The sequence below is a fragment of the Rhodococcus sp. LB1 genome (assembly GCF_001583455.1).
Lineage (GTDB): Bacteria > Actinomycetota > Actinomycetes > Mycobacteriales > Mycobacteriaceae > Rhodococcus_F > Rhodococcus_F opacus.
The window spans coordinates 17,895-33,354 of the sequence record NZ_LTCZ01000084.1 but is presented as its reverse complement, the minus strand read 5'-3'; the positions used below and the strand labels follow the sequence as shown (position 1 = coordinate 33,354).

Sequence of the window (15,460 nt, the reverse complement as noted above, 5' to 3'; positions counted from 1 at the left end):
AATCGATGTCACAGCCAGGAGACGGTCCCGGACAGGCAATACCGCCGACACCCATGAAGAAAATCGGCCCGGCCGTCGTGATCGGCACCGCGCTGGAGTGGTTCGATTTCTTCCTCTATTCGTCCATGGCAGCGCTGGTTTTCGGGCAGGTATTCTTCCCGTCCAGCAACTCCGCCGGGAGCACCCTCGCTGCATTCGCCACATTCGCCGTCGGGTTCTTGGCCCGTCCACTCGGCGGGGTCATCTTCGGCATCATGGGCGACAAGATCGGCCGCAAGACAGTGCTCTCGCTCAGCCTCTTGATCATGGGAGGAGCCTCGGGTCTGATCGGCCTGCTGCCTTCCTACGCCACCATCGGAGTCGCCGCACCGGTGCTCCTGGTGATACTTCGGGTGATACAAGGATTCGGTGCGGGCGCCGAGTTCGGGAGCGCCATCGCCCTGTCCTACGAGCATGCCGGTGCGAAGACCCGGGGCCGCTACACCTCGCTTCCTGCGCTCGGTGTCCAGATCGGACTGCTGGCTGCCTCGTTGTCCGTGACCGCAGTCACCAGCTTCGGCGACGAGTTCCTATACAGCTGGGGCTGGCGAATCCCTTTCATTGCCAGCTTCGTGCTCGTCGCGATCGGGTACTGGATTCGCCGAAACATGCCGGAGACCCCGGAATTCGAGCGTGCTGCGGCAGCCCGGCCCCAACGCCGGAGCCGCAAAATCTTCAGTGATCTGCTGCGATCCGATTGGCGTGGGCTGTTGGTTGTCGCGGCAGTGTATGCGGGCTACGCGGCGATTTCCTACACGTTCAAGACGTTCTCGCTCTCCTACCTCAGTGAGTTCCAGGATGTACCGGCGAACGTAGGATCGTTCGGCGTCGCATTAGCCAGCGCAGTGGCAATTGCCGTCGTCCCGCTCGTGGGAAGACTGTGCGACTGGATCGATATCCGGTGGATCATGCTGTTCAGCGCTGCCAGCGTTCTGCTGATTGCGTTCCCGATGTTCTGGGTGCTCGATACCGGAAAGCCGGTGTACGTCTGGGCGATTTTGATCCTCGGCACGGGAATCCTGGCCCCGATCATGATTGTGGCCTCCAGTCCCTTCATGGCACAGCAATTCCCCACCGACGTGCGAGCCTCGGGCCTCGGCGCCGGCCGCGAGGTCAGCGGTGCCATCGCCGGCGGCCTCGCCCCACTGGCAGCCCTGACAATCGTCACCCTCTCCCCCGGAAACGCCACCTGGGGTGTCTCCCTCCTCCTGATGGGATGCGCACTCCTCGTCGTTGTCGGCGTCCTGTTCGACCAGAAGAAGCGCGTGCTGACGCGAAGTAGCACGAAGTCGAGCCCCGAGAGTGTCGACGAACCGGCAAGCGCCTGAATTTCGACGCACCAGCGTGCCTCGGGGGCGGCGCGATCTGGTCCGCGGCTACCAGCACCCATGCGGACCACCGCATGAACGTGCCGTGAAACCGGCCACCCCCAACTATCGACATCACACGATCAACTCCGGCAGCAGTGGTGCTGCCGAATCGAAAGGACTTCCCATGCCCGGTCTGTACTTTGAAGAATTCGAGCCGGGTGCGATCATCGACCACCCGACCCGTCGCACCGTCACCGAAACGGACAACGTCCTATTCAGCACGATGACGTTGAACCTGGCACCGCTGCATCTGGACGCCGAATACAGCAAGGACTCGATCTACGGGCAGCGCCTGGTCAACAGCCTGTTCATCCTCGGCCTTGTCTCGGGCATCTCGGTGCCCGAAACCACCCAGGGCACCACACTGGGCAACCTCGGCTACGAGGACGTCAAGTTCCCCAAGCCGGTCTTCCACGGCGACACCATCCGCGTGCGCACTGAGATCCTCGAAAAGCGGGAGTCGAAGAGCCGTAACGACTCCGGCATCGTCCAGTTCCGTCACTACGGCATCAACCAGCGCGACGAGGTCGTGTGCGAGTGCCGTCGCGCCGGGCTCATGCTCAAGCGCACGGCGACGGAATCAGTCAGCGCTTAACCGGATCGCGGGCGTCGAGGAGGAACGGGTATGACGAAGAGCCAGCAGGACGATACCGCCCGGCGGTACGCCTGGATGCCGAGTGACTCGGTAGTCGAGCGCAGCCGGTTGCTGTCGGCGATGCGGCGCTGGGGACACGAGGACATCGACGAGTTGAACCAGTCCGTGGTCGCCGACCCGGAGCGGTTCTGGCGCAATGTCGTCGACGATCTGCAGATCACCTTCGACGTACCGTTCGATCGGGTCCGTGACGAGTCCGAGGGTAAGCCGTTCCCGCGGTGGTTCCCGGGCGGGCACCTCAATGTCGCGAACCTGTGCGCGCACCGGCACGCTGTCGGCCAGCTCGTGGATAAGACGGCGGTGGTCTACGAGGGGGACAGCGGGCAACGGCGGACGTTGAGCTACGCCGAACTGGATCGTGGGGTGCGGCGGTTCGCGGCGAACCTGACTCAGCTCGGCGTCCAGCGCGGCGATCGGGTGGTGCTGTTCGTCCCCGCGGTCCCCGAAGCTGTGGTCGCGTTCCTGGCGATCGCGATGATCGGCGCCATCTCGGTGCCCACCTTTACTGGATACGCGCCGGATGCGCTCGCCACCCGGCTGCAGGACTCCGAGGCAGTCATGCTGATCACCGCGGACGGCACGACCCGCCGCGGCAAGGCGGTGCCGATGAAGGAGACCGCGGACCAGGCACTCGAATCGGTCCCGTCCATTCGCAATGTCGTCGTCCTCCGTCACCTCGGCAGTGATGTTGCGATGCGCGCAGGACGCGACGTCTACTTCGACGACCTGGACCCGAATCCGGCGCCGGTGGCGACGGCGGCGACCGAGGCGAACGACCCGCTCACCATCGTCTACACGTCCGGCACCACGGGCCGACCGAAAGGCATCGTGCACTCGCACGGCGGTTTCGGGGTGAAAGCTGCGGTGGACTTCGCGTACGGCTTCGACGTCCACGCCGACGATGTGGTCTCCTGGATCACCGATCTCGGCTGGCTGGTGGGACCGCTGTTGATGACCGGGCCGCTGCAACTCGGTGCCACCATCGTGATGGTCGAGGGTCTGCCCACCTATCCGACCGCGGACCGGATGTGGGAGATCGTCGAACGCAACGGTGTCACCGTGCAGGGCATCGCGCCGACGGCGGCCCGGGCGCTGATGGCGGGCGGGGACGGATCGGTGCGCGAGATGCCCACGCTGCGCTCGTTCGTCTCCACCGGTGAGGCGTGGGACGAGCCGACTTGGTGGTGGCTGTTCCAGGAGGTCGGGCAGTCGCGCCGGCCCATCATCAACTACAGCGGCGGAACCGAAGTCGGCGGCGGCATCCTCATCGGGTACCCGTTCCTGCCCACTGCCGCCGCCGCGTTCAACGGGGCGCTGCCCGGCGTCGTCGCGGCCGTCCTGGGCGAGGATGGTGCACCCCTCGTCGACGATGTGGGGGAGCTCGCCGTCCGCAACACGTTCCCGGGTATGACCCACGCATTCTGGAACGACCGCGACCGGTACCTCGAAACCTATTGGAAGCGTTGGGACGACGTGTGGGTTCACGGAGATCTCGCCAGCGTCGACGCGCACGGGGTGTGGCGGATCCATGGCCGTTCCGACGACACGATCAAACTCTCTGGCCGGCGCGTCGGCCCGGCGGAGATCGAGGCGGCGCTCCTGCGGGATCCCCGCATCGCGGAAGTTGCCATCATCGGAGTACCCGACGAACTGCGTGGTCAGCGCGCCGTCGCGTTCGTCGTCCTCCGCAACAATGAGGACGCCGATCCGGATGACCTGCAGGAAACAGCGCTGCGGAACGCCGGCAAATCCTTCGCCCCGACCGTCCATACGGTCGCGACTCTGCCGAAAACGAAGAACGGCAAGATCATGCGCCGCGCCATCCGGTCACGGTTCCTCGGGGACCCGGTCGGAGACATGTCGTCACTCGACCCGGCAACACCGCTCGAAGACATCCCCTCTTCCTCCGCCCCGTCGAGAGACCAGCAATGAGTCAGACCAGCAGAAGCAACATCAAGCTCGTGAGACGAGCAACCCGCGCACTGGGATCTACGTTCCACGTGTTCCTGGCAAGAGGCGCGGGCCCTGCAAAACGGTGCTGGACTGTGCCGCTGTACTGATCCTCCCCGACCCCCGGGGTCCTGCTGATCACAGGGGGCCACGGGCATGGCCGTCGGCCACGGACCGCCAACCGTGGCCGACGGCATTCCACAACAGCGACGCGCCTATCAGGCCTGTGCGGGGTTCGCTAGGAGAGCCGAAGCCGCACTGCGCAAACATAACCCGGCGGTCGAACCGAGCCGCGCCTGGGCGGCGTCCGGGCTTCAGCCGAACAACGTTACCGAGAAAACTAGAGGTACACCAGTGAAGACGTATGACGAGTTCCCGACGCTGGCCATCGACCGGCCGTCGGACGGACTGCTGCGGATCGTGCTCGACGGGCCCGACCTGCACGCGGTCGGGGCGGACATGCACCGGGAGTTGGCCGATGTGTGGGCGGCGATCGCCCGGGACGAATCGGTACGAGCGGTACTGATCCGCGGCGCCGGCGACCGCGCCTTCTCAGCCGGCGGCAGCTTCGACCTCATCGACGCGATGGTGAAGGACTGGGACACCCGCACCCGCGTCATGCACGAGGCGCGCGACCTGGTCCGCAACATCATCGAATGCCCGGCACCGATCGTCTCCGCAATCAACGGCCCCGCGGTCGGTGCCGGACTTGTCGCCGCTCTACTGGCGGACGTGTCCGTGGCCGGTCGACGCGCGAAGATCGTCGACGGCCACGTGCGGATCGGGGTGGCCGCTGGCGATCACGCCGCGATCGCCTGGCCACTGCTCTGCGGGATGGCCAAGGCCAAGTATCACCTGCTCACCAACGACGTGCTCACCGGTGAGGAGGCCGAACGGATCGGGATGGTGTCGGTGTGTGTGGACGACGACACAGTGCAGGACCGCGCCCTGGAGATCGCCGAGAACCTCGCCCGCGGATCCCGCAGCGCACTGCGGTTCACCAAGCACGCGCTGAACAACTGGTACCGGCAGGCGATGCCGATCTTCGACGCCTCCCTCGGTTTCGAGTTCTACGGGTTCGGCGGTCCGGACGTCGCCGAAGGTGTTGCTTCGCACCGCGACAAGCGTGAGCCGAGGTTCGCATGAGCCGGCCGTTGGAGGGGGTGACCGTCCTGGGCCTCGAGCAGGCCATCGCCGCACCGCTGTGCACCCGGCACCTCGCGGACCTCGGCGCCCGGGTCATCAAGATCGAGCAACCCGGCTTCGGAGACTCGACCCGCCACTACGACCGGACCGTGCGCGGGTTGGCCGCTCACTTCGTGTGGCTCAACCACGGCAAGGAATCGGCAGCGCTGGACCTGAATGCGCCCGCCGACCACGACCTGCTGCACAACCTGCTGGGAAGTGCCGATGTGATCGTCAGCAACCTCGCACCCGGTGCGTTGGACCGGCTCGGTCTCGGGGTGGACGAACTGGCCCAGCGGTATCCGCGGTTGATCATCGTCGACATCTCCGGGTACGGGCGCGGTGGGCCGCTCGATCACAAACGGGCCTACGACCTGCTCATTCAGGCCGAGGCCGGGTCCTGCACCATCACCGGCCTGCCCGGACACCCGTCGAAACCGGGCATTCCGATCGCCGACATCGGAACGGCACTGTATGCGTACTCGGCGGTGCTCGCCGCCCTCTACGAGCGGGAGCAGACCGGGCGCGGCGCGGTGATCCCGATCGCGATGCTGGACGTGGTCGCCGAGATGATGGGCTTCGCCCTCAACCAGGTCATCCACGGCGGTGTCGAACCCGAGCCAGTCGGTATGGGATCACCGATGGTCGCACCCTACGGCGCCTATCCGACCATCGACGATCGGACCGCCGTGCTCGGCACCACCAGCGACCGGGAATGGCGGCGCCTGGCCGCTGACCTCCTCCAGCGCCCGGATCTTGCCGACGATCCGCGATACGCCCGCAACGAGGATCGGGTCCGGCTACGTGGAGAGCTCGACGAGATCGTCTCGGCCTGGTGTGCGCAGCGAAGTCTGGCCGAGATCCAACAGGCCGCCGACGCGGCCGGGATCGGCAACGCCCGGCTCAACGGGGTCCGCGGCCTCGCCGACCATCCGCAACTAGCTGCCCGCGGACGGTGGCGGGACATCGACACCCCGGTCGGCCCGGTCCCCGCGCTCGTTCCCCCCGCCCTCGCACAGGAATGGACCGCCGCATCGGGCAGCGTCCCCGAGTTGGGCGCAGACACCGAGGCCATCCGGACGGAGTTCGCAAGCACAGCACACCGCGACATCGGTGTTCGTTCGTAATCATCAGTTATGACAATGGCTTTCACACACGTAGGGACACCATGAGACCGCTTCGTACCCGCGCATCGCGAAGGTGGGCAGAGAACGTGATCGCTGCCGGTGCGGACGGCCTGCACCATAGCGCCGCTCGCGCCAGATAAGGAATCCACTCGAATAAGACGAGTGGTTCTGTGCGAGGTGGTCGCCCTCGCTAATGCCGGCACGGGCGAAGAACCAATAGTCGCCCGATCCGCGCTGGACAACGCCACACGACCACCTTTGCTAACTCACACAGGTGCCCGCACGTATCCGATTTCAACTACCAGAAGGGTGCCACTGCCCATGCCCGAGCATCCCGCATTCGAACGCCAGCAACTTCCCGACGAAGTGGCCACTTATGTACGCCACATGATCCTTTCCGGGACAGTGCGAACAGGTCAGTTCCTACGCATCGAGCGGATCGCGGAGGCCGTCGGCGTCAGCACCACGCCTGTCCGAGAGGGGCTTCTCAAACTCCACAGTGAGGGCTTCGTCGAAGCCGCCCCTCGCCGGGGCTATGTCGTTGCTCCCTTTACCGAACAAGATGTGCGCGACCTCTTCTGGGCACACGCGAGGCTCGCGGGTGAACTCGCCTCGCGCGCTGCCGAGAACATCACCCCCACCGCCATCGATGAGCTCGAGACGATTCTTCACGACCATCAGAAAGCGATCTCCCGGGGTGGAGTCGACGATATCGCTGCACTCAGGCACGACTTCCATCGGAAAATCATCGTGACTGCCGGCTCACCCCGGATTGCTCGCCTACTGGACTCCGTCGCTGCGAACCTGCCGAACTTCTTCGACGCCAGACCCGATACCCACCAGTCGACCACACACGAGACGCGTCTTCTTGACGCTCTTCACAAGCGCGACGCCGCTCTTGCCAAGACGCTCATGGAGACCCACACCTTGGCCCGAGCCGATCACATGATCGCGGAACTCGATCGACGCGGTCTGTGGAACAACGGCTGTCACCCTGCGGCAGAAGTGGACTACAGCCGGAATATCGCGTGATGGATTCGACCGCGGACCGATCCGTCAGGCCCCAATCGATTCAGATTCCCGGGAGCACGTAGTCTCGGCTGCCACCCAATCGACCTGTGAACACCCGATTCTCACCGGCTCATTCGTGCCGAGAGCCCGAGGGAGCATCTCGATTGGTACACATGCATCGGGGTCTTGTCGGCATACCGCCGGAGAGTCGTACACCGATTCCTCCCGATAACGCACCCCTTCTCACGGTTCGCTGGCGATCATCCGCGATTGCGGGCCTTCTGGTTGCTTCACGGGCGCATGGCTTCACTCGTGATCCCCGAGCGCATCGAGCTAGAGCGTGCCCTCGCGATGCATCTCCAGCTGCGCCGGAATGTCCGCGAGGGTGCCCCGGCACCGAAAAGGGAACCCTGCAATCGCTTCTGGTAGAGGTGAGCTCACGGAGGTTGATGTCGCCATCGCGGACGTCGGTGTCCCCAGTGGGACAGATCGGCTTTGAACTCACATCAACTCTACCAATCCCCTATTGCATGGGTGGCCAACAGATTCTGCTTTTGCCGACGGCACCGACTCCCTATCAGGTACGGCGCTCGATCTGGGGCCTCCTAAACTTGCGGTCGATGGGCACCTCACAACAATCCGACGACTCTATCTGAGGCGCCTGTCCCGACAGTCCAGATTTCGACCTGCGGTCCATGAACATCGTTGTCCGATCAGTACCGGACTGCGAGTTCACCCCCCACTCCGTTCTGAGCGCGAGAGTCGGGGCGAGTGATCACGCTGAGGAATGCGAACAGAGCCGCGCCAAGTAGAGCCGGCACCATGAAGGCGAGGAGACCTGCGCGCGGGCTGCCGAAGATGACGCCGATCTGCGGCCCGAGAATCGCGCCGAAACGGCCAATCCCCAGGATCAGGCCTATCGCAGAGCTCCGGCAGACAGTGGGGTAGTGCGCAGCTACGACACCGTACATCAGCGCACCGGTTCCGAAGGTTCCCACACCGGTAAAGAGTGACGCGACGAAGATTCCCACCGCACCAATGTCGGCACCGAACGCCAAGGTCAACAGCGATATGGCACCGATGAAAAAATACGGAACGATAACCTTGGTGGCGCCGCCACGGTCGACGAGAATCGCACCAACGATGGTGCCGATCACGGCGCCGATCTGCAGCATCATTAGCGCCATCGTGCCTTGAACGCCGCCGAAACCCATCTCCTTGGTCATACTTGGCAACCATGTGTTGGGGCCATAATTCAGGATCTGGGTGCACGCCATGATCAGGATGAAGACGGCTGTGGCGAGCCGGAAGCGAGGCGACAGCACCAGACGGTAACCGCCCCCCGAGTTCAGAGCATCGTGGGCGGTCTTCTCGGCCTTGATTTCATCGAAGTCCAGGCCAAATTGATTGGCGAGAATCTCTGCTTCCTCGGTGCGGCCTTGGAAGTGCAGGTAGCTGGCGGATTCGGGAAGCTTGAAGTACATGATAGGCAGGGCAACGAGAAACAGTGCTGCAAATCCGTACAAAATACGCCAGCTCTCGTCTGGTGGGATCGCCGCGGCGACCACGTCAGCACGAGGTAGGACGATCAGCGCGACGATGGAAGCCAGAATCCCGCCTACGGAGTAACCCACCAGCATGATGCCGTTGTACAGCTGTCTGCGTGCGCGTGGCGCGTACTCAGCTGTAAGGGCTACTGCCGAAGGGACCACACTTCCCAGGCCGATGCCAGCAATCACCCGGGCGACGCCGAACATTTGGAAGCTCGGAGCGAACGCACAGAGCGTGCACGCGATCGAGAACCACGTACAGCCGCCCAGTAGAATGATGCGACGGCCGAAGCGGTCGGCGAGGGGCCCAGCGATTAGGAAGCCAACCATTAGGCCAAGCAGCGTCAGGCTGTGGACATCAGCCAGCGCGGATTTCTCTAGCTTCCATTGAGTCATCAGTGAGGGCAAAGTCGCGCCGTAAATGATCAGGTCGAAGCCGTCTGCGATGAGCGTGACGAAGCACAACCCGAGGACGACTAGGCAGCTTCTTTTTTGGATGGACGGTTGCATGAAGGTCCCTATTCTTGATCAGATCGTCACAGGAACGCCTGAGACGGACTATGCTCTTTAGCAATGCAATTCAGCACTTGGTGCTCGATGTGTTACCGGAAACATGATCGGCCAGTGCGGGCCCCGGGATTGTCATCCGGAGTTCTTGATGTCGCGTGAACAGACCCGCGAAGCGCCCGAAGGATCAGGTGATCCTCGACATCTATGCCACCGGTGCGCCGCGGGGCAAGTAGTTTGCCAGGAAGTTTGTCACGAAACCTAGAAGATCCGGTCATGCCCAATGACGTGCGTGCCACCGACTCGGTGGGGTTGCGGGTATACGCTCGCTAGAATGCGTATCTCGTCTTGGACACAGTTCGATTCAGGGATGACCTGCCACAATCGCTCGATGAAGCGGAGCATTGTCATTCCGAAGTGCACCAGGACTTCCTCCTCGGTGGCACCCCCGAATGGTGCCCACTTGCTGGCGAATTCAATGAGGCGGTCCGCCTCGGTGTCAGGATGATTGCGTTTGCGGTTGGCTTCGATCCAGGCGGCCCGGCGCCTTTGGCGCCACTGGCCATACTCACGAGAGTTCATGGGAATTCACACATCCAATAGTCGGGACAGCCAATCCTGGAGGAGGCATCAGGTGGTCGTGGACTTTGATCACCGCATGCTGGGAACAATGCCTCGGAAGCAGAGGCGGAGTGACTCCGCAAGAATATGCCAGAGCATAGGCATGTTTCAGCGTCACGGTTCGGCAGTAACGCTCTCGGGAATGTGCCTCGGGTGCAACCCGTGAGTCTGAGATACAGGAGTCTCAGGTGCCTCGATAAATCGTCTTAGGCTCGAGATAGGCGTCGAGGCTTCCCGGTCCGAGCTCGCGGCCCAGCCCGCTTTGCTTCACCCCACCGAACGGTGCCTCGACCGGGAACGAGGCCGTGTTGACACCGACGGTCCCGGTGACGATCCGTCGTGCGACGTCAGTCGCACGCTGCTTGTCGGGCGAGAACACGCCCCCTCCGAGCCCGAACTCCGAGTCGTTGGCGATGTCGATGGCGTCATCCTCACTGTCGTAGGGGATCACCACGATCACTGGACCAAACACCTCTTCGCGAGCGATGCGCATGTCGTTCGTTACGTCCCTGAAGACGGTCGGCTCGACATAGTATCCGCGGTCGTGGCCGGCCGGCCGGCCGCCGCCGACAGCCACTTTTGCGCCTTCCTGCCTGCCGAGTGCGATATAGGATTCGACGATCTGCCGCTGCCGTGCGCTGACCAGCGGCCCGAAAGACACGCCGGGATCGGTCGGGTCGCCGAGCGGGATTTTGCTCAGTGTGGCGCTCACCATGTCGACGATTTCGTCATAACGCGAACGAGGAGCCAATACTCGGGTGAGCGCACGACAGGTTTGACCCGTGTTCGGTGCACACGCCGACGCCACGAACGAGCTGAACGCATCGAGGTTCACGTCGTCCAGCAGGATCGCGGCCGACTTCCCACCCAGTTCGAGCGTCACGCGTTTCAGGTCGGCGGCGCACGCCGCCGCGATTGCCTTTCCCGCGGCGGTCGATCCGGTGAAGGCGATCTTGCGGATAAGTGGATGACCGACGAGCGTCGAACCGGTGTCGCGCCCACCGGTGACTACGTTTACGACTCCGTCGGGAATGCCTGCTTCCGAGAGCAACTCGGCGAAAAGGAAGGCATCGAGTGATGTCTCCGGCGAAGGTTTCACCACCGTCGTGCAGCCGGCAGCAAGCGCGGGACCAATCTTCCAGGCAAGCAGAGGCTGCGGGCCGTTCCACGGCGTGATCGCACCGACGACACCGACCGGCTCTTTTCGTACCAGCGCATCCCCGACAGATGTCTGCAGATGCTTCTCGACCACCAACTCGTCGGCCAGCGAGGCGAAGTACCGGTAGTAGACCGGAACCTGGCTTTGCATCGCTCGCGACACACTGATGGGTGTGCCGTTCTGCCGCGTCACCAACGTCGAGATTTCGTCGATCCGGCTCTCGAACGCATCTGCCAGCCAACGCAGGTGGTTCGCCCGATCGGCCGGGGCAGTGTGTGCCCAACCGCTCGCCGCGTCGACGGCAGCGTCGACAGCGCGACCAATGTCTTCGCCGCTCCCATTGGCTATTGAAGCAAATTCCTCCTCGGTTGCGGGGTTCACAACAGGTATTCGATCGGATGACTTCGACGATTGAAATTTGCCGCCGATGAAATGGCAGTCATGAACCGTGGTAATAATCTTCGTCTCCTTCGTGTCGAACGCCTGGAAAGGGCGCCTCATGGGAACGGATTGATCCGGGTCATGTCCGCGTGCCGCTGGAGAGCGCGTAGGGATTGTTTTTCTGTTTGATAGCTCTGGTGTTTTCTGATGGATGGATGCACCGTGTGCGAGGCGCACCGTCCGAGGCGTGCGTTGTGGTATCCGCGCCCCGCAGAGCAACTGAACTCGCGCAGTCGAGGGTTCGCCGGGTGGTCATGCACGGCGACGATGGCAGGCTTGCCGAGGATTCCCACCAGAACCCACTTTTGCTCGTGATCCGTTCGGGCAAAAGCGACCCGATGCCGGTGGACGACGTGAACCCCGTATCAGTTGCTGCTGTCGCGTGAGCAATTAGGGAGTGTGGATGATGACGCCGCGTAGGTTGTGGCCTGCCCGCATATCGTCGTAGCCCTTCGCGATGTCGTCCAGGGTGTAACGGGTGGTGATCAACTCGTCCAGCGCGAGCGTCCCCCTGCGATACATCTCCAGCTGTGCCGGAATGTCGGCGATGGGTGCGCTGGCACCGAAAAGGGAACCCTGCAAACGCTTCTGGTACAGCGTGAGCTCGTGGAGGTTGATGTCGCCGTCGCGCACGAAGGTGTCCCCCAGACCGGTCAGGACGCAGACGCCACCCTTGCGGATGGCCGCCAGGCCTTCACCTACGTGCTTGCTCTTGACAACTCCGACGGTGACGATCGACGCGTCGGCGCCCTGCCCGTTGGACATCGAGCGTGCCAGCTCGGTGGCTTCCCCGATGTCCGACACAGCGTGGGTGGCCCCCAGTTTCATCGCCGACTCGCGTTTGAACTGCACCGGGTCGACAGCGATCACCACGTCGGCTCCGGCGTGAGCGGCGCCTTGCACCGCGTTGATCCCTATTCCGCCGACGCCCATCACGATGACGATCTGCCCGGGCCGCACCTGAGCCGAGTTCACCGCCGCACCCCAACCCGTTCCGACGCCGCAACCGGTGAGGCACGCAACCTCCAGTGGGATCGACGGGTCGATTTTGATCGCGGACTTCGTCGCCACGGTCGTGTACTCGCAGAAGGTCGACAGGCCCGCCATCTGCCCGACCGGCCGGCCGTCGAGGGACAGCCGGAACGACGTCGGGTCGTCGAAACGGGCGCCCGTGCCGATGGATGCTCCGAGATCGCACAGGTTCTGCATGTCGTGCGAACAGAACCAGCACCGGCCGCAGACCGGCAAGAAGGAGAAGACGACGTGGTCGCCCTCTGCGAACCCTGTGGTCTGGGGACCGACGGCTGCCACGATGCCGGCACCCTCGTGCCCACCCGCGAAAGGCAGGATCGGGGCCTGCTGATCGCCGGTAGCGAAGTGGTCGTCGGAGTGACACAAACCGCTCGCCACCATCTTCACCTGGATCTCACCCGGTCGGGGATCGTCCAGCTCCAGCTCGACCACCTCGTAGTTGCCCGGAACCCCCTGCAACACTGCACCTCGCGTCAGCACGGCCGCACCGACCTGGCGTCGTGGCCTGCGTCGTGCTCGCATGTGGTCACTGTGTCAGCTCCTTGTCGTGGATCGGCGCGATGCCGGCGAGGGTGATGTCCGTCTCAAGGAGAGTCGCGCAGCCAGGGCAGACGTACTGGCGGAACACGATGTCGGTGGCGTCGACGTAATTCGAGGGCGAGATCCAGACTCGGTCGGTGTCTCCGAGAGGCGTCTCGATGGCATGACATCCCAATTTGTAGTTCTGCTGCGGCCCTCCCAGGTGGTGTCCGCAGCGGGCGCAGTGGCTGGCGCCGACCGGGTCGAGGGCGATGTTCTCGTCCAGCCAGCGGTGTCCGGCCTGCAGCTGTGGTGGGGTGGGCGCCGGCTTCGGTCCGGACCCGATTCGTGCACCGCGCAGTTCGGCGCGACGCCGTTCGGTCGCGTCGACATCCACGACGCCGCCGGTGAGGACGGCGCCGTACGCATCCCGTGCGTGCTGCTCGGTGATCGCGCCTTCCTGCAGGTCGCGGTCCACCGCATCGAGGTCTCGTTCGAGGGGGTCGCCGAAGCCGCCGCCGCCGAACCATCCGATCGCGAGCACGTCGTCGAGTCCGATGGGCAGCATTCCGCCTTGCGACGGTGGCCATTCGAGGTCATCGCTGATGTCGTGCTCGCTGCGAGGGATGTCGGACGACGCGTACCGCTGCCAGATGTCGGTGTCGCGGGCGAGTTTGTAGTACCCCGTTTTGGATGGCCAGCCACCACACAGGCCTGCGCCTGAGGGTGCGGCGACGCCGGATGTGTAGCACATGTTGAACAGCGGTGCGGCGGTGTCGTACGCCATGATCGCGGAACGGCCGCCGTTGCCGCCGCGGAATCGGCCCGGCCCGCCACTGTCGGGCAACTCGTCGCGATACAGCCACAGCAGCGGTTCGTGCCACTCCTGCGTTTCCACGTTCGCGATCTCGCACGAAGGGCTGAGCATCATTCCCGCGACGTCGTCGCCATCGGCCCAGGCGCGCGCTCCGATACCACCCGCCGCCTGGTCGAGGGACAGTGCGAGCGTCGGGCTGCCGTCCTTGTTCAATCCGCCGATCAGCTGAAAGATCCATGCCGGCGTGGAGACGGCGAGGAGATTCTCCTTGTACTGTGGGCAGGCCGTCAGCATCTTGGAGATCAACGCTGTGGCCGCATTGACGGCGCTCCAGGCAGCTTGGGTGGTACCACCACCCACCGATGCCGGGAACTCCGCGGCGAGGATGGTCCCCTGTGTGAACCGGAACTCGACGGCGCGCAGGATCGCGCCGGGCGCCCACGGTAGGTCGGGACACAGCAGCGGCAGGACCGCGCTCATGATGGACGCCTCGGTGAGGGTGCGGGTGCTGTTGATCGCACCACTCTGCTCGGCGACCTCGCGGAGATCGAAGACTAGGCGATCGTCTTGCTTGTGCATGGTGACCGGGATTTGGTAGACCGACCGGTCACCGACGCCGGCGCTGTCCCACAGCACCATATGTCGCCACGTCCCGTTCGGTAGCTCATGGAGACGGTGCCGGAATCGCGACTCGGTGGAGTCGAGTATCTGCTGGATCACCTGGGCCACCGTGTCGCCCCCATAGGTGGCGACGACGTCGTGGATCCGTTGTTCGGCAACGGTGGTCGCCGCCAATAGTGATCGCAGGTCGAGCGCGGCCGACAACGGCAGCCGGCTCCGGCGCAGGAACATGTCTTCGATGTCTTCCCGGATTTCGCCGTTTTCGACGATTTTCACCGGCGGGATCGGGAGGCTCTCGGTGAACACATCCTCTGCGTCCGGGATCAGGCTGGACGGGTAGCGCCCACCGAGGTCGAGGAAGTGCAGCGTCGCGCCGACCCAGGCGAACAGTTTCCCGTCGACGAAGATCGGGCGAAGGATAGCGGTGTCGCTCTGGTGTGCTGCGCCTACCCACGGATCGTTGACGAGAAACGCGTCGCCCTCCCGGATTCCGGGATTCTTACTGCGGTGTTCTAGGGTCCATTGGATCAGCCGCTGCACGACGGTGCCGTGCATGCTGATGTAGGAGCCCAGGGCGAACAAGTCTCCTTGGGGATCACCCAAGACGGTGTTGAAGTCGGCGGCTTCGTTGGCGACAGGCGATCCGGAAACCTTGCGTATCGTTGTCGCGGCCTCGTCGTTGATCTGTGTGAGCTTGTGCGAGATCACCGCGTAGGTGACCGGGTCGACCGGGGTGTCGTCCGACGGGGTGTACAAGCGCAGGCTGGCGTCGATCGTGAGGTCGGTGGCGAGTTTGGCGGTGGACTGGAATTTGTCCGCGCCGGGGATGGTCGTGGTCATGGTTCTTCCTCGTCGC

10 protein-coding genes are annotated in these 15,460 nt (G+C 63.9%); 6 read left to right on the top strand and 4 right to left on the bottom strand.

Annotation, left to right across the window (positions count from 1 at the left end):
- Positions 1 to 5 precede the first annotated feature (5 nt).
- The 6 genes from AZG88_RS14985 (at position 6) to AZG88_RS14960 (ending at position 7,358) form a co-directional block, all read left to right on the top strand.
- Complete coding sequence (locus tag AZG88_RS14985) at positions 6 to 1,367, top strand: MFS transporter (RefSeq protein WP_061698153.1); 1,362 nt, start codon at positions 6 to 8, stop codon at positions 1,365 to 1,367.
- Between the two features lie 166 nt (positions 1,368 to 1,533).
- The gene (locus AZG88_RS14980) at positions 1,534 to 2,004 is read left to right on the top strand and encodes a MaoC family dehydratase (protein ID WP_061698135.1); all 471 of its coding nucleotides are present in this window, start codon (positions 1,534 to 1,536) and stop codon (positions 2,002 to 2,004) included.
- A 30-nt stretch (positions 2,005 to 2,034) separates the two neighbouring features.
- Positions 2,035 to 3,996: an AMP-binding protein gene (locus AZG88_RS14975; protein WP_061698134.1), complete on the top strand. Its 1,962-nt coding sequence runs from the start codon at positions 2,035 to 2,037 to the stop codon at positions 3,994 to 3,996.
- Between the two features lie 372 nt (positions 3,997 to 4,368).
- A complete protein-coding gene (locus tag AZG88_RS14970; protein WP_061698133.1) occupies positions 4,369 to 5,160 on the top strand; it encodes an enoyl-CoA hydratase/isomerase family protein in 792 nt (263 codons plus the stop codon).
- Positions 5,157 to 6,326, top strand: a complete 1,170-nt coding sequence (locus tag AZG88_RS14965; RefSeq protein ID WP_061698132.1) for a CaiB/BaiF CoA transferase family protein — start codon at positions 5,157 to 5,159, stop codon at positions 6,324 to 6,326. The genes AZG88_RS14970 and AZG88_RS14965 overlap by 4 nt, the downstream gene beginning before the upstream one ends.
- A gap of 321 nt (positions 6,327 to 6,647) precedes the next feature.
- Positions 6,648 to 7,358 carry a GntR family transcriptional regulator gene (locus AZG88_RS14960; protein WP_082833318.1) on the top strand — a complete coding sequence of 237 codons (711 nt, stop codon included), beginning with the start codon at positions 6,648 to 6,650 and terminating at the stop codon, positions 7,356 to 7,358.
- Positions 7,359 to 8,050: 692 nt separating this feature from the next.
- On the opposite strand, the gene AZG88_RS14955 is transcribed toward AZG88_RS14960, so the two are convergent.
- The 4 genes from AZG88_RS14955 to AZG88_RS14935 form a co-directional block, all read right to left on the bottom strand.
- Positions 8,051 to 9,397, bottom strand: a complete 1,347-nt coding sequence (locus tag AZG88_RS14955; protein WP_061698130.1) for an MFS transporter — start codon at positions 9,395 to 9,397, stop codon at positions 8,051 to 8,053.
- Between the two features lie 802 nt (positions 9,398 to 10,199).
- The gene (locus tag AZG88_RS14945) at positions 10,200 to 11,675 is read right to left on the bottom strand and encodes an aldehyde dehydrogenase (protein ID WP_082833317.1); all 1,476 of its coding nucleotides are present in this window, start codon (positions 11,673 to 11,675) and stop codon (positions 10,200 to 10,202) included.
- A 330-nt stretch (positions 11,676 to 12,005) separates the two neighbouring features.
- Positions 12,006 to 13,127 (bottom strand): NDMA-dependent alcohol dehydrogenase, encoded by a 1,122-nt coding sequence (locus AZG88_RS14940; RefSeq protein WP_061698128.1) that lies wholly within the window; start codon positions 13,125 to 13,127, stop codon positions 12,006 to 12,008.
- A 46-nt stretch (positions 13,128 to 13,173) separates the two neighbouring features.
- Entirely contained in the window at positions 13,174 to 15,444 is a 2,271-nt protein-coding gene (locus AZG88_RS14935; RefSeq protein WP_061698127.1) for a hydantoinase B/oxoprolinase family protein, read from the bottom strand.
- Positions 15,445 to 15,460 lie beyond the last annotated feature (16 nt).

Coding starts and splice junctions, on each gene's coding strand:
- AZG88_RS14985 (WP_061698153.1), top strand. CDS start 6: ATGTCACAGCCAGGAGACGGTCCCGGACAGGCAATACCGCCGACACCC.
- AZG88_RS14980 (WP_061698135.1), top strand. CDS start 1,534: ATGCCCGGTCTGTACTTTGAAGAATTCGAGCCGGGTGCGATCATCGAC.
- AZG88_RS14975 (WP_061698134.1), top strand. CDS start 2,035: ATGACGAAGAGCCAGCAGGACGATACCGCCCGGCGGTACGCCTGGATG.
- AZG88_RS14965 (WP_061698132.1), top strand. CDS start 5,157: ATGAGCCGGCCGTTGGAGGGGGTGACCGTCCTGGGCCTCGAGCAGGCC.
- AZG88_RS14960 (WP_082833318.1), top strand. CDS start 6,648: ATGCCCGAGCATCCCGCATTCGAACGCCAGCAACTTCCCGACGAAGTG.
- AZG88_RS14955 (WP_061698130.1), bottom strand. CDS start 9,397: ATGCAACCGTCCATCCAAAAAAGAAGCTGCCTAGTCGTCCTCGGGTTG.
- AZG88_RS14945 (WP_082833317.1), bottom strand. CDS start 11,675: ATGAGGCGCCCTTTCCAGGCGTTCGACACGAAGGAGACGAAGATTATT.
- AZG88_RS14935 (WP_061698127.1), bottom strand. CDS start 15,444: ATGACCACGACCATCCCCGGCGCGGACAAATTCCAGTCCACCGCCAAA.